At 72.3% G+C, this 13,842-nt stretch carries 13 protein-coding genes; 5 read left to right on the top strand and 8 right to left on the bottom strand.

The features are described from left to right. The first annotated feature begins 249 nt into the window (after window positions 1-249). Both POF43_RS01700 and POF43_RS01695 read left to right on the top strand, forming a co-directional pair. On the top strand, window positions 250-1,698 hold the full coding sequence (locus tag POF43_RS01700) for an MFS transporter (RefSeq protein ID WP_271317915.1): 1,449 nt from the start codon (window positions 250-252) through the stop codon (window positions 1,696-1,698). After that, window positions 1,695-2,219, top strand: a complete 525-nt coding sequence (locus POF43_RS01695) for a MarR family transcriptional regulator (RefSeq protein WP_282704361.1) — start codon at window positions 1,695-1,697, stop codon at window positions 2,217-2,219. Before POF43_RS01700 ends, POF43_RS01695 begins: the two co-directional genes overlap by 4 nt. Before the next feature lie 99 nt (window positions 2,220-2,318). Here the strand turns inward: POF43_RS01695 and POF43_RS01690 are convergent, their stop codons facing one another. Continuing rightward, window positions 2,319-3,701 carry a glycine--tRNA ligase gene (locus POF43_RS01690; RefSeq protein ID WP_271317577.1) on the bottom strand — a complete coding sequence of 461 codons (1,383 nt, stop codon included), beginning with the start codon at window positions 3,699-3,701 and terminating at the stop codon, window positions 2,319-2,321. Window positions 3,702-3,979: 278 nt separating this feature from the next. On the opposite strand from POF43_RS01690, the gene POF43_RS01685 reads away from it, so the two are divergent. Further along, window positions 3,980-4,402 (top strand): Fur family transcriptional regulator, encoded by a 423-nt coding sequence (locus POF43_RS01685; RefSeq protein ID WP_271317578.1) that lies wholly within the window; start codon window positions 3,980-3,982, stop codon window positions 4,400-4,402. A 36-nt stretch (window positions 4,403-4,438) separates the two neighbouring features. Here POF43_RS01685 and POF43_RS01680 read toward each other — a convergent pair whose 3' ends face one another. The 4 genes from POF43_RS01680 to leuA form a co-directional block, all read right to left on the bottom strand. Beyond that, a complete protein-coding gene (locus tag POF43_RS01680; RefSeq protein WP_271317579.1) occupies window positions 4,439-5,278 on the bottom strand; it encodes an isoprenyl transferase in 840 nt (279 codons plus the stop codon). Between the two features lie 13 nt (window positions 5,279-5,291). Next, a complete protein-coding gene (recO, locus tag POF43_RS01675; RefSeq protein WP_271317581.1) occupies window positions 5,292-6,038 on the bottom strand; it encodes a DNA repair protein RecO in 747 nt (248 codons plus the stop codon). A gap of 95 nt (window positions 6,039-6,133) precedes the next feature. Beyond that, window positions 6,134-6,877, bottom strand: a complete 744-nt coding sequence (locus POF43_RS01670; protein WP_271314713.1) for a TerB family tellurite resistance protein — start codon at window positions 6,875-6,877, stop codon at window positions 6,134-6,136. Window positions 6,878-7,110: 233 nt separating this feature from the next. Then, entirely contained in the window at window positions 7,111-8,877 is a 1,767-nt protein-coding gene (gene leuA / locus POF43_RS01665) for a 2-isopropylmalate synthase (RefSeq protein WP_271314712.1), read from the bottom strand. A gap of 340 nt (window positions 8,878-9,217) precedes the next feature. Between leuA and POF43_RS01660 the strand changes: the two genes are divergently transcribed. Further along, entirely contained in the window at window positions 9,218-10,363 is a 1,146-nt protein-coding gene (locus POF43_RS01660) for a M4 family metallopeptidase (protein WP_271314711.1), read from the top strand. Between the two features lie 2 nt (window positions 10,364-10,365). Then, window positions 10,366-10,653: a protealysin inhibitor emfourin gene (locus POF43_RS01655; RefSeq protein ID WP_271325157.1), complete on the top strand. Its 288-nt coding sequence runs from the start codon at window positions 10,366-10,368 to the stop codon at window positions 10,651-10,653. 471 nt (window positions 10,654-11,124) lie between these two features. Here the strand turns inward: POF43_RS01655 and era are convergent, their stop codons facing one another. The 3 genes from era to POF43_RS01640 are packed head-to-tail and all read right to left on the bottom strand — an operon-like array spanning window position 11,125 to window position 13,838. Next, entirely contained in the window at window positions 11,125-12,066 is a 942-nt protein-coding gene (gene era, locus POF43_RS01650) for a GTPase Era (protein ID WP_271316446.1), read from the bottom strand. Between the two features lie 58 nt (window positions 12,067-12,124). Beyond that, entirely contained in the window at window positions 12,125-12,481 is a 357-nt protein-coding gene (locus POF43_RS01645; protein WP_271316447.1) for a cytidine deaminase-like protein, read from the bottom strand. Between the two features lie 52 nt (window positions 12,482-12,533). Beyond that, window positions 12,534-13,838, bottom strand: a complete 1,305-nt coding sequence (locus POF43_RS01640; RefSeq protein ID WP_271322912.1) for a hemolysin family protein — start codon at window positions 13,836-13,838, stop codon at window positions 12,534-12,536. Window positions 13,839-13,842: the final 4 nt, after the last annotated feature.

Genomic DNA, 13,842 nt, shown 5'->3' with positions numbered 1-13,842 from the left:
GCGGCGCGTTCCGCGGGTGGCCGCGTGCGCGCGGGTGCCCGCGGACGCCCGTGGGGCTCCGGAGGGCGCTGGGGCCCGTGCGCCGCGGGGCCGGGGAGCGGGAGAAGCCGGGTCGGCGGGGAATAGTTGTATTGTAAAAATAGTTATGACCGCACAACCAACTACCGCACCCGTACCCCCGACCACCGCGCACCGCACCGCGCGCCCCACCACGCCCGCGCCCGCACCCGCACGTACCGGAGAAGCCCCGTGCCCGAGTTGACCCGCCGGCGGCGTCTGCTGGTGCTGGCGATCTGCTGCATGAGCCTGCTGATCGTCAGCCTGGACAACACCGTTCTCAACGTCGCCCTGCCGTCGATGCAGCGCCAGCTGCACACCAGCGTCTCCGGGCTCCAGTGGACGATCGACGCCTACACCCTGGTGCTGGCCAGCCTGCTGATGCTGTCGGGCTCCACCGCCGACCGGATCGGCCGGCGCCGCACCTTCCAGGTCGGCCTGACCGTCTTCACCGTCGCCTCGCTGCTGTGCAGCCTCGCGCCGAGCCTGCCGTGGCTGATCGCGGCCCGCATGCTCCAGGCGATCGGCGGCTCGATGCTCAACCCGGTCGCGATGTCGATCATCACCAACGTCTTCACCGACCCCAAGGAACGGGCCCGGGCGATCGGCGTGTGGGGCGGCGTGGTCGGCATCAGCATGTCGATCGGCCCGATCGTCGGCGGCCTGCTGGTGCAGACGACCAGCTGGCGGGCGATCTTCTGGATCAACGTGCCCATCGGCCTGGCCGCCCTGGTGCTGACCCGGCTGTTCGTCCCGGAGTCCCGGGCGCCCAAGGCCCGCCGGGTCGACCCGGTCGGCCAGGCGCTGATGATCGCGCTGCTGGCCTCGGTGACGTACGCGATCATCGAGTCGCCGGACCGCGGCTGGTCCTCGCCGTTGATCCTCGGCTGCGTGGCACTCGCGGTGGTCTCGCTGGTCTCGCTGCTGATCTACGAACCCCGGCGCCGCGAACCGCTGATCGACCTGCGGTTCTTCCGCAGCGCGCCGTTCTCCGGGGCCACCGTGATCGCGGTGTCCGGCTTCGCCGCGCTCGGCGGCTTCCTGTTCCTCAACACCCTCTACCTGCAGAACGTCCGGCACCTGGACGCGCTGCACGCCGGGCTGTACATGCTGCCGATGGCCGCGATGGCGCTGGTCTTCGCGCCGCTGTCGGGGCGGATCGTCGCCAGCCGCGGGCCGCGCACGCCGCTGCTGCTGGCCGGCACCGCGCTGTGCGCCAGCGGGGTCTTCCAGGCGCTGAAGTACTCCGCGCACACCTCGACCACGCTGCTGTTCGCCGGGTACGTCGTCTTCGGCATCGGCTTCGGCCTGGTCAACGCGCCGATCACCAACACCGCGGTGTCCGGCATGCCGCGCGCCCAGGCCGGAGTGGCCGCCGCGGTCGCCTCCACCAGCCGCCAGATCGGCAGCTCGCTCGGCGTCGCCGTCATCGGCGCGGTCATGGCCGCCGGCGTCAACGGCGGCTACGGCCAGGCGTTCACCGACGCGGGGCGCACCGCCTGGTGGATCATCGCCGGCTGCGGCGGCGCGGTGCTGGTGGTCGGCGCCGTCACCTCCGGCCGCTGGGCCCGCTCCACCGCCGCCCGCACCGCGGAACGGCTGCAAACGGAAGAGGCCAGGACGCCGGTGAACGTGGGATGACGGCCGCCCCGGCCTCCCCCGATCCCGACCCCGAAGCCCCGGCCGCCCCCGAGCTCCCGGCCGCCGCCGAAGCCCCGGCCGCCCCCGATCCCGCCCCCGATCCCGGCACGGACCCGGACCGCACCGCGCTGCACGCCTGGCGGGGGCTGCGGACGCTGCTGCTGGAGCGGCACGACCGCCGCAAGGAGGTGGCCGACGCCCTCGGCATGAGCTTCAACCGGGTCAAGGCGCTGCGGCGGGTGGCCGCCGAACCGCTGACGCTGCGCGCGCTGGCCGAGTTCCTGGTGGTCGACGCGCCCTACACCACGGTCATCGTCGACGACCTCGTGCGGCGCGGCCTGGCCGACCGCACCCCGCACCCGGACGACCGGCGCTGCAAGGTGGTCCGCGTCACGGCTGCCGGGCGGGCGGCGGCGCGGGAGGCCGACCGGATCATGGACACCCCGCCGCCGGCCCTGCGCACGCTCGCCCCGCGGGACCTGGCGGCACTCGACCGCATCGTGGCCGAACTGCTGGGCTGACGTGCCCGGGGCGGGTGCCCGTCAGGGCCGGCGGGAACGCGCCGAGGGGCCCCGCGCGTCCGGTGCGGACGTGCGGGGCCCCTCGGGTGCGTCAGCGGCTCAGCAGCCCAGCAGGCGGCCGGCCAGGTAGCCCTGGACCTGGTCGAGGGAGATGCGCTCCTGCTTCATGGTGTCGCGCTCGCGCACGGTCACCGCGTTGTCCTCAAGGGTGTCGAAGTCGACGGTCACGCAGAACGGGGTGCCGATCTCGTCCTGGCGGCGGTAGCGGCGGCCGATGGCGCCGGCGTCGTCGAAGTCGATGTTCCAGTTGCGGCGCAGGTCGGCGGCCAGACCCTTGGCCTTGGGCGACAGCTCCGGGTTGCGCGACAGCGGGAGCACCGCGACCTTGACCGGGGCCAGCCGCGGGTCGAGGCGCATCACGGTGCGCTTTTCCAGGACGCCCTTGGCATTGGGCGCCTCGTCCTCGTTGTACGCGTCGAGCATGAAGGCCAGCATGGCGCGGTTGACGCCCGCCGCCGGCTCGATGACGTACGGGAACCAGCGCTCGCCGGCCTCCTGGTCGAAGTACGACAGGTCCTGGCCGGACGCCTTGGAGTGCGCGCCGAGGTCGTAGTCGGTGCGGTTGGCCACCCCCTCCAGCTCGGAGAACTCGCTGCCGCCGAAGTTGAAGCGGTACTCGATGTCAGCCGTGCGCTTGGAGTAGTGCGACAGCTTCTCCGCGGGGTGCTCGTACCAGCGGATGTTCTCCTCGCGGATGCCGAGGTCGCGGTACCAGTTCCACCGCTGCTCCATCCAGTACTCCTGCCACTTCTCGTCCTCACCCGGCTTGACGAAGAACTCCATCTCCATCTGCTCGAACTCACGGGTGCGGAAGATGAAGTTGCCCGGGGTGATCTCGTTGCGGAACGACTTGCCCATCTGGGCGATGCCGAACGGCGGCTTCTTGCGCGAGGTCTGCTGCACCTGGGCGAAGTTGGTGAAGATGCCCTGCGCGGTCTCCGGACGCAGGTAGGCGACCGAGCCGCTGTCCTGGGTCGGGCCGAGGTGGGTGGCCAGCATGCCGGAGAACTGCTTGGGCTCGGTGAAGGCGCCCTTGGTGCCGCAGTTGGCGCAGTTGATGTCGGCCAGGCCGTTGGCGGGCAGGTGGCCGTGCTTGGCCTCGTACGCCTCCTCCAGGTGGTCGGCCCGGTAGCGCTTGTGGCAGGAGGTGCACTCGGTCAGCGGGTCGCTGAAGGTGGCGACGTGACCGGATGCCTCCCACACCTCGGGGGCCAGGATCACGGACGAGTCGAGACCGACGACGTCGTCGCGCGAGGTGACCATGGAGCGCCACCACTGGCGCTTGATGTTCTCCTTGAGCTCCACGCCGAGCGGCCCGTAGTCCCAGGCGGCCTTCGAACCGCCGTAGATCTCGCTACAGGGGTAGACAAAGCCACGGCGCTTGCTCAGGCTGACGATGGTGTCGATCTTGTCGGCGGCCACGGTGCTCTCTTCAGTACGACGAAGCGGTCATGTGGGGTCCGCAGGCTTCCGCGTGTCGAGTGGTGATGCGGCCCGTCGCGGCCCAGCGAATACTTCAGGTTACCGGCGTCCGCACCCCCCGGATCAAATCGGTGGCCTTCCGGGGCCCGATCCGGCGGGCCGCGGGGCGTGGCCGGAGGGGTTCGCCGGCCCGGTGATCATCCGTCGCTGGCACAATGGGAGGGCACCGGCACCCCGCCAGCCCGCCATCCGGTCCGGGGACCCCGAGGAGGACGATCGTGGCCACCGTCAACCCGCCCGTGCGGGGCCGTGCGACCAGGCAGCGGGCCGCGGTGTCCGCCGCGCTCGCCCAGGTCGACGAGTTCCGCAGCGCGCAGGAACTGCACGACATGCTGCGGCACCGGGGCGACTCGGTCGGCCTGACCACGGTCTACCGCACCCTGCAGTCGCTGGCCGACGCCGGCGAGGTCGACGTGCTGCGCACCAGCGAGGGCGAGGCGGTCTACCGGCGGTGCAGCAGCGGTCACCACCACCACCTGGTGTGCCGCTCGTGCGGCAAGGCGGTGGAGGTGGAGGGGCCCGCGGTGGAGAAGTGGGCCGACTCCGTCGCCGCCGAACACGGCTACGTCGAGGTCGACCACACCATCGAGATCACCGGCACCTGCGCCGACTGCGCCGCCGGCTGCGGCACGTCCGGCTGAGACCGCGCCGCCGGAACCGGCGCGGGACCGGTGCGGTCAGTCGCTCGGGTCGGCGTTCTTGTCCAGGGCCCGCATCTCGTTGGGCAGCGCGCCGCCGAAGCGGCGATCACGGGAGGCGTACTCCAGGCAGGCCCGCCACAGGTCGCGACGGTCGAAATCCGGCCACAGAACGTCCTGGAAGACCATCTCCGCGTAGGCGGACTGCCAGATGAGGTAGTTGGACGTGCGCTGCTCGCCGGACGGCCGCACGAACAGGTCGACGTCGGGCATGTCCGGGTAGTACAGGTACTTCGCGAGCGTCTTCTCGTTGACCTTGGCCGGGTCGAGCCGGCCGGCCTTGACGTCGGCGGCCATCGCGGCGGCGGCGTCGGCGATCTCGGCGCGGCCGCCGTAGTTGACGCAGAAGTACAGGGTCATCGCGTCGTTGTCGACGGTCTGCTCCTGCGCGATCTGGAGCTCCTCCACCACGGACTTCCACAGCTTGGGCATGCGGCCGGTCCAGCGGATGCGGATGCCCAGCTCGTCCATCTCGTCGCGGCGGCGGCGGATGACGTCGCGGTTGAAGTTCATCAGGAAGCGGACCTCTTCGGGCGAGCGCTTCCAGTTCTCGGTGGAGAAGGCGTACAGCGACAGGTTCTTGACGCCCATCTCGATGCAGCCCTTGAGCACGTCCATGACGACGCCCTCGCCGACCTTGTGGCCCTCGGTGCGGGGCAGGCCGCGTTCCTTGGCCCAGCGGCCGTTGCCGTCCATGACGATGGCCACGTGGCCCGGCACCAGCTCGGCGGGGATCTTGGGCGGCCGGGCACCGGAGGGGTGCGGGTCGGGGACCCGGTACTCGCGGCGGTTGCGGCTGAGCAGCCCACGACGTGCCATGCGCGTGATTCTCCTATTTCTCGACGAACCGCAAGGAGCGCAGTCCCCGCTCCAGGTGCCACTGGAGGTACGCGGCGACGATCCCGCTGCCCTCGCGGGCGTGCCGGTCCTGGCAGCCGTCCGCGGTCTGCCAGTCGCCGGTGAGCAGCGCCCCCAGCAGCTCCAGTGACTCCGTTGAGGGTACGACGCTGCCGGGCACCCGGCATTCCGCGCACACCACTCCTCCGGATGCGACCGAAAAGAACCGGTTCGGTCCGGGCATGCCGCACTTGGCGCAGGCGTCGAAGCTGGGCGCGTAGCCGTTGACGGCCAGCGAGCGCAGCAGGAAGGCGTCGAGCACCAGGCGCGGTTCGTGAGCGCCGGAGGCGAGGGTGCGCAGGCCGCCGACCAGCAGCAGGTACTGCTGGAGCGCCGGCTCGCCCTCGTGGTCGGTGAAGCGTTCGGCCGTCTCCAGCATCGCGGTGCCGGCGGTGTAGCGGGTGTAGTCGGCGACGATGCCGCTGCCGTACGCCGCGATCGACTCGACCTGGTCGCACAACGGCAGCCCGCGGCCGACGAGTTCGCTGCCGCGGGCGAAGAACTGCACGTCCACGTGGGAGAACGGTTCCAGCCGCGCGCCGAACTTCGACTTGGTGCGCCGTACCCCGCGCGCGACCGCCCGGATCCGGCCGGAGTGGCGGGTGAGCACGGTGATGATGCGGTCGGCCTCACCGAGCTTCTGGGTGCGCAGCACCACGCCGTCGTCGCGGAACAGGGTCATGCGTTCATTGTCGCGTACCGCCGCGCACGCCCCACCCGCCCCGACACCCTGCGCCGGCCCCGCCGGCCGCCCGTGGGCCGCCGGGGCGGGCCGGGTCACGACGGGGTGCCGGTGGCGGCCTCCAGCAGGCGGGCGGTGTCCTCGCGGGGCAGCCCGAGGCAGTGGCCGACGGCGGCGAGCACCTCGCGTTCGGCCGGCAGGTAGGGGCCGTCTGCGAGGGCGATGCGGGCGCCCTGGAGCAGGATGTGCTCGCGGCCCTGCGGGGCGAGGTGGCAGGTCAGCGGCTCCAGCGCCTCGTGCAGCTCGATGGCCAGCCGGGCCTCGCAAACGGCGTCGAGGTCGTCCGGGCCGGCCGGGCCGTCCTCGCCTCCGCCCGGCCCCGCGTCCGGCGGACGGTCCCCGTCGGCGTCGAGCGCGGCCAGCAGTCCGGCCAGCCGGTCGTCGGCGCAGTCCGCGCCACCGGCCTCGCGCACCGTCTCCAGCGCCGCCTCCCGCACCGGCCGGGCGGCGGCCCCGCCGGCGCTGAGCACCGCGAGCGCGACGGCGTGCGCCGCCTCCCGCAGCATGGCCGAAAACCGCCCCGAGGTCGGCAGTTCGAGGGCGTCCAGGTCATAGCGTTCGTGGCAGGTGCCGCACTCGGCCACGGCGGCGACCGTGCCGCGGTGCAGCAGCGGGACGTTGAGGACCGTCAGTCGCCGGACGCCGCTGCGGCGCAGGTAGTTGCGGTCTCCCCCGCAGGCGGCGCAGTAGAACTCGCCGTCCGACTCGGTGTGCCAGGTGGTGCGCACACCCATGATGAACAGTCCGCCGCAGTGCAGCTCCAGCGTTGGCAGGTCCACGTCGCGTCCTCCCGGCGGTGCGTCCAGGAACGAGTCACGGCACGCGCGCGCAGAGTGACATAACGCTCCGGCAACGGCGCCGTGTTGGAGTGATGTTAACCACAGTGCGCGGCGACGTCAGTAGCGTGTGCGCGGTCCGCCCGAAAACCGCGGGAAAACGGCCTGCCCCGGCCCGTACGGAACGGGCCGGGGCAGGGTGGTCGATACCCGGGCGCACCCGGCGGCCGGCCGGGTCAGCCGCGGAACGCCCGGTTGACGGCCGAGACGACCGCCTTGATCGAGGCACGGGTGGTGTTCGGGTCGATGCCGATGCCCCACAGCACCTGGCCGTCGATGGCGCACTCGATGTAGGAGGCCGCCCGGGCGCTGGCGCCCTCGCTCAGCGTGTGCTCCTGGTAGTCCAGCAGCCGCGCGTCGACGCCGACCGCGGCCAGCGCGTCGAAGAACGCCGAGATCGGGCCGTTGCCGGTGCCGGTCAGCGTGGTCCGGCCGCCGTCCACCACGGCCTCGGCGGTGAGCACGTCGTGCCCGTCGGCGTCGGTGGAGGTACGGGTGGCGCCCAGGTCGATGCGGCCCCACGGCGCGTCGTCGGTCGGCAGGTACTCGTCGCGGAAGGCCGACCAGATCTGCGCCGGGGTGACCTCGCCGCCCTCGCTGTGCGTCTTGGCCTGGATGATGCGGGAGAACTCGATCTGCATGCGGCGCGGCAGGTCGAGCTTGTGCTCGTTCTTCAGCACGTAGGCCACCCCGCCCTTGCCGGACTGGGAGTTGACCCGGATGACCGCCTCGTAGGAGCGGCCGACGTCCTTGGGGTCGATCGGCAGGTACGGCACCGCCCAGGCGATGTCCCGCACCGGCTTGCCCTGCGCGGCGGCGTCGGCCTCCAGCGCCTCGAAGCCCTTCTTGATGGCGTCCTGGTGGGAGCCGGAGAAGGAGGTGTAGACCAGGTCGCCCGCGTAGGGGTGGCGCGGGTGGACCTCCATCTGGTTGCAGTACTCCGCGGTGCGGCGGATCTCGTCGATCTGCGAGAAGTCGATCATCGGGTCGACGCCCTGGGAGAACAGGTTCATGCCCAGGGTGACCAGGTCGACGTTGCCGGTGCGCTCGCCCTGGCCGAACAGGCAGCCCTCGATGCGGTCGGCGCCGGCCATGACGGCCAGCTCGGCGGCGGCCACCGCGGTACCGCGGTCGTTGTGCGGGTGCGCCGACAGGCAGACGTGCTCGCGGCGGCTGATGTTGCGCGACATCCACTCGAAGCGGTCCGCGTGCGTGGAGGGCGTCGAACGCTCCACGGTGGCCGGCAGGTTGAGGATGATCTCGCGGCCCTCCTCGGGCTGCCAGACGTCCATCACCGCCTCGCAGACCTCCAGCGCGAAGTCCAGCTCGGTGTCGGTGAAGATCTCCGGGCTGTACTGGTAGCCGAAGACGGTCTCCTCGCCCAGCAGCTTGTCGGCGTACTCCATCACCAGGCGGGTGCCGTCGGTGGCGATCCGCTTGGTCTCCTCGCGCCCGCCGCGGAAGACGACCCGGCGGAACAGCGGCGCGGTGGCGTTGTACAGGTGCACGGTGGCCCGCGGCGCGCCGGCCAGCGCCTCGACGGTGCGCTCGATGAGCTCCTCGCGGGCCTGGGTCAGCACCGAGATCGTCACGTCGTCGGGGATGGCGCCCTCGTCGATGATCGAGCGTACGAAGTCGAAGTCGGTGGCGCCGGAGGACGGGAAGCCGACCTCGATCTCCTTGTACCCCATGCGGACCAGCAGGTCGAACATCGCCCGCTTGCGGGCCGGGGACATCGGGTCGATCAGCGCCTGGTTGCCGTCGCGCAGGTCGGTGGACAGCCAGCGGGGCGCGGCGGTGATCCGGTTGCCGGGCCAGGTGCGGTCCGCGATGTCGACGGCCTCGTAGCGGCCGTAGCGGTGGACCGGCATGCCCGAGGGCCGCTGCCGCACGGTGGCGGCGGTGATCGGCGTGGGACGGCCTGCGGAGAGGGGACTGCTCATGCGGAGTGGCTCCTGGGTCACTGGTCCGGAGACGACCGACGGCTGCGGGATCGCACCACACAACTCCGCGGGGAGGGGGTCGGCCTCGACTTACAGGCCCTCGCCGCGGCAGCTAAGGAGAAGCAGCCCGAAACGCATGATGCGGGAAGCCTAACCGAGCGGCGGCGCCAGGCCCAGCCGGCACCCGATCCCTCTCACCATGCAAGACGTCGTCAAACCCCACAGCACCATCTTCCACTCTTTCCAGGCAACTTCGACCACGATGAGTTACAACAGCGCTACGCAGTGCCACATTTACCCACAGGAGAAACCCCGCCTGGAGCAGCACTGGGAGCACGCCATGGAACGCCTCACGGAAAGCGTCGCACCGCACGGGCCACGAACGCCCGTCCCCTGTGCGGTCGTGCCGCCGCACATGCTCGAACGGCTCGCCGCGCACCCCGACCCGGACATCCACCTGCCCGCCCGGCGCTCCCTGGAGCTGGACGCCGCGCACCGGGTCCGCCGGCACACCACCGCCCGCACCGCCGCACCCCCGGCCGCCGGCGCCGCGCCCGCCGACACCGCCGAGCGCACCATCCACGACGCCCGGCACAGTGAACGACTCCCCGGCCGCAAGGTCCGCTCCGAGGGCGGCAAGCCGGTCAAGGACGCCCCCGTCAACCGCGCCTACGACGGCCTCGGCGCCACCTTCGACCTCTACCTCGACGTCTACCACCGGCACTCCGTCGACGGCGCCGGCCTGCCGCTCATCGGCACGGTGCACTACGGCGAGCAGTACGACAACGCCTTCTGGGACGGCACCCAGATGGTCTTCGGCGACGGCGACGGCCGGGTCTTCAACGACTTCACCGTCGCGGTCGACGTCATCGGCCACGAACTGACCCACGGCGTCACGCAGTACAGCGCCAACCTGACGTACCACGGGCAGTCCGGCGCGCTCAACGAGTCGATCTCCGACGTCTTCGGCTCGCTGGTCAAACAGCACTCCCTGGGGCAGAGCGCGGACGAGGCGGACTGGCTGATCGGCGCCGGCCTGCTGGCCCCGCACGTCAACGGCGTCGCGCTGCGCTCCATGAAGGCCCCCGGCACCGCCTACGACGACCCGGTCCTGGGCAAGGACCCGCAGCCGGGCACCATGATCCACTACGACGCCACCACCGCGGACGACGGCGGCGTCCACATCAACTCCGGCATCCCCAACCACGCCTTCTACCTGGTGGCCACCGCGCTCGGCGGCCACGCGTGGGAACGCGCCGGGCAGATCTGGTACGACACCCTCACCGGCGGACAACTGCGCCCCGACGTCGACTTCATCGGCTTCGCCGCCGCCACCGCCGCCACCGCGCTCGGGCGCTACGGTGACGGGGAGGAGCACCGCGCGGTGACGGCCGCCTGGGCCGGTGTCGGCGTCCCCACCAGCCGCTCGGACAGCACGCTGCCCCGCCAGGCCGCCGAGGCGGCCCGCCAGCCGGAGCGGAGGTGATCATGCGGATAACCGTCACCAGGACCGGCGGCCTGACCGGCCGCACCGTCAGCGCCGCCCTCGACACCGAAGGCCACCCCGACGCGGACCGCCTGCACTCCCTGGCCCGTGCGGCCCTCACCCCCGGTACGGACGCCCGCGGCGGCGGCGCCGGCGCCCGCGCCGGGGGCGTGCCGGACGGCTACCGGTACGAGATCACCGCGGACGGCCGCACCGCCCGCTGCGCCGACCCCCGGCTGACCGCGGCCCAGCGCGAACTGATCCGGCTGGTGCTGGAGCGGGGCACCTGACGGCGGGGGCGGGGGCGCGGCGCGGGCGGGGTCCGGGGAGGTGCGCGCCCGACCGACGCCAGCGGGCCCGACCGCCGGCGGCACCGGGTCAGCGGTGCGGGCGGGGACGGAGGAGGCGCACGTCCGACCGACGCCAGCGGGCCCGACCGCCGGCGGTATCGGCGTCAGCGGGGCGGGCGGGGACGGGGGGTGGGCGGCTGACCGGCGTCAGCGGTGGGAGCGGGGCGGAGGTCAGCGTCCGACCGGCGTCAGCGGGGCGGGAGCGGGCCGGGGAGCGGAGGTGCGCCTCTGACCGCCGGTGGCACCGGCACCGGTGCGGGCCGGGATCAGGTCGGCAGCCCGCACATGACCGGCGCCCGAACCCGGCACCCCGGGGCGCGACCGCCGGCGGCGCCGGCAGCACCGGGTCAGCGGTGCGGGGCGGGGACGGAGGTGCGGGCGCGACCGCCGGCGGCGCCGGCGGCAGCTCGCTCAGAAGCCGAGTTTGCGCAGCTGCTTGGGGTCGCGCTGCCAGTCCTTGGCCACCTTGACGTGCAGGTCGAGGAAGACCGGGGTGCCCAGGAGTGCCTCGATGTGCTGGCGGGACTTGGTGCCGACCTCCTTCAGCCGGGCGCCCTTGGGGCCGATGACGATGCCCTTCTGGCTGGGGCGCTCGATGTAGATGTTGGCGTGCACGTCGAGCAGCGGCTTGTTCTGCGGGCGGTCCTCGCGGGGGATCATCTCCTCGACGACGACCGCGATGGAGTGCGGCAGCTCGTCGCGGACGCCTTCGAGCGCGGCCTCGCGGATGAGTTCGGCGACCATGATCTGCTCGGGCTCGTCGGTGAGGTCGCCCTCCGGGTAGAGCGCGGGCCCGGTCGGCATCAGCGGCACCAGCAGGTCGGCGAGCAGGCCGACCTGGCTGTCGCCGACGGCGGAGACCGGGACGATCTCGGCCCACTCGAAGCCGAGTTCGATGGCGAGCTGGTCGACGGCGATGAGCTGGTCGGCGAGGCGCTCGTTGTCGACCAGGTCGGTCTTGGTGACGACGGCGACCTTGGGGGTCTTCTTGATGCCGGCGAGTTCCTTGACGATGAAGCGGTCGCCGGGGCCGAGCTTCTGGTCGGCCGGCAGGCAGAAGCCGATGACGTCGACCTCGGCCCAGGTGGTGCGCACCACGTCGTTGAGACGTTCGCCGAGCAGGGTGCGGGGCTTGTGCAGCCCGGGGGTGTCGACCAGCACGAGCTGGGCGTCCGGGCGGTGCACGATGCCGCGCACGCTGTGCCGGGTGGTCTGCGGGCGGTTGGAGGTGATCGCCACCTTCTGACCGACCAGAGCGTTCGTGAGGGTGGACTTGCCCGCGTTGGGACGGCCGACGAAGCAGGCGAATCCGGCGCGGTGCGAGGTCTCTTCGATGGGGGTGCGAGCGCTCATGGCGCCCATTGTCCCCGATCCGCGGCGCTGTCCCGACCGCCGGCCGCCCCGGCCGCGCTCAGGTGGTCGTGGTGGCGGCCAGCGTGCCGTCCGGGCCGGCCAGCAGGATCGGGGTGCCCGGGCCTCCGAGGTCCCGCACGGCGGCGGCGTCCTCGGCGGTGACCTCGGTGGCCTCGCTGACCACGGCGGCGGCCTCCAGCGAGGTGGCACCGCCGGCGGCGGCCATCGCGACCGCGGTGCGCAGCGCGCTCAGCGGCAGCGACGGCAGGTCCACGGTGACCGCCACGTAGGTGCGGCCGGTCTCGTCGCGGACCGACGCGCCCTCCGGTACGCCGTTGCGGGCGCGGGCGGAACGCGCCAGTGTGATGATCTTGCGGTCCTCGGGGCCCAGGGAGTCGCTCATACGAGCGAGCATAGCCGGAGGATCTTCAGGAATCCGCCGGTCTGCTGCCCCCGGGAACCCGCCCTCAGGAGTCCGCCGCCTGCTCGTCCTCGACCGGGGTGACCAGGACCGTGCCGATGCGGTTGCGGCGGCCGGCCGGGGACTCCGCGGTCAGGCGCAGTGCGGCGGGGGCGTGGACGGAGGGCGCCGAGGCGTCGGCGGGCAGGACGACGACCGCGCTGGCGCCCGGGATGGGCACCCGGCCGAGGGACTTGGCGAGCAGCCCGCCGACGGTCTCGACGTCCTCGTCGTCGAGTTCGACCCCGTACAGCTCGCCGAGGTCGCCGATGTCGAGGCGGCTGGTGACGCGGAACCGGCCGTCGCCGAGGTCTTCGACCGGCGGGAGTTCGCGGTCGTACTCGTCGGTGATCTCGCCGACGATCTCCTCCAGGATGTCCTCGATGGTCACCAGGCCGGCGGTGCCGCCGTACTCGTCGACGACGATGGCGACGTGGTTGCGCACGCTCTGCATCTCGCGCAGCAGGTCGCCGGCGTTCTTGGTGTCGGGCACGAAGCTGGCGGGCCGGATCAGCGTGGAGACCTGGTCGGCCTCGGTCTCGCGGTTGATGTGCACCCGGCGGGCGAGGTCCTTGAGGTAGACGATGCCGACGATGTCGTCCTCGTTCTCCCCGGTGACCGGGATGCGGGAGAAGCCGCTGCGCAGCGCGAGGGTGAGGGCCTGCCGGATGGTCTTGCCGCGTTCGATCATCACCAGGTCGGTGCGCGGCACCATGACCTCGCGCACCAGGGTGTCGCCGAGTTCGAAGACCGAGTGCACCATGCGGCGTTCGTCGTCCTCGATGAGGCTGTCCTGCTCGGCGAGGTCGACCAGGGCGCGCAGTTCGGCCTCGGAGGCGAACGGGCCCTGGCGGAAGCCCTTTCCGGGGGTGAGCGCGTTGCCGATGAGGATCAGCAGCTTGGGCACCGGGCCCATGACGCGGGCCAGCGGCAGCAGGACGTAGGCGGCGGCGGTCGCGGTGTTGAGCGGGTGCTGGCGGCCGATGGTGCGCGGGGAGACGCCGACGGCCACGTAGCTGACCAGCACCATCACGCCGATGGCGACCAGCAGGACTTCCCACAGGCGGTCGAAGTGCCGGTCGGCGTAGACGGTGATGAGGACCGCGGCGGAGGTCTCGCAGGCGACCCGGACCAGCAGGGCGACGTTGAGGTAGCGGACCGGGTCGGAGGCGATGGCCAGCAGTTTGGCGCTGCCGCGCCGGCCGCCGCGCACCGCCTCCTCGGCCCGGAACGGGGTGACCCGGGCGAGGCCGGCCTCGGCGCACGCGGCGAGCCAGGCGACGACGATCAGCAGGACACTGGCGACGATCACGGCG

Origin of the sequence: Streptantibioticus silvisoli (assembly GCF_027947535.2) — a bacterium.
In the GTDB taxonomy this organism is placed as follows: domain Bacteria; phylum Actinomycetota; class Actinomycetes; order Streptomycetales; family Streptomycetaceae; genus Streptantibioticus_C; species Streptantibioticus_C silvisoli.
The sequence above is the reverse complement of the archived record's forward strand: the minus strand, read 5'-3'. Positions and strand labels throughout refer to the sequence as shown.

What these genes read in the sequence shown, in the direction of transcription:
- POF43_RS01695 (WP_282704361.1), top strand. Translation starts at nt 1,695, where the DNA reads ATGACGGCCGCCCCGGCCTCCCCCGATCCCGACCCCGAAGCCCCGGCC.
- POF43_RS01680 (WP_271317579.1), bottom strand. Translation starts at nt 5,278, where the DNA reads ATGGCACGTCGTGGGCTGCTCAGCCGCAACCGCCGCGAGTACCGGGTC.
- recO (WP_271317581.1), bottom strand. Translation starts at nt 6,038, where the DNA reads ATGACCCTGTTCCGCGACGACGGCGTGGTGCTGCGCACCCAGAAGCTC.
- leuA (WP_271314712.1), bottom strand. Translation starts at nt 8,877, where the DNA reads ATGAGCAGTCCCCTCTCCGCAGGCCGTCCCACGCCGATCACCGCCGCC.
- POF43_RS01660 (WP_271314711.1), top strand. Translation starts at nt 9,218, where the DNA reads ATGGAACGCCTCACGGAAAGCGTCGCACCGCACGGGCCACGAACGCCC.
- POF43_RS01655 (WP_271325157.1), top strand. Translation starts at nt 10,366, where the DNA reads ATGCGGATAACCGTCACCAGGACCGGCGGCCTGACCGGCCGCACCGTC.
- era (WP_271316446.1), bottom strand. Translation starts at nt 12,066, where the DNA reads ATGAGCGCTCGCACCCCCATCGAAGAGACCTCGCACCGCGCCGGATTC.
- POF43_RS01645 (WP_271316447.1), bottom strand. Translation starts at nt 12,481, where the DNA reads ATGCTCGCTCGTATGAGCGACTCCCTGGGCCCCGAGGACCGCAAGATC.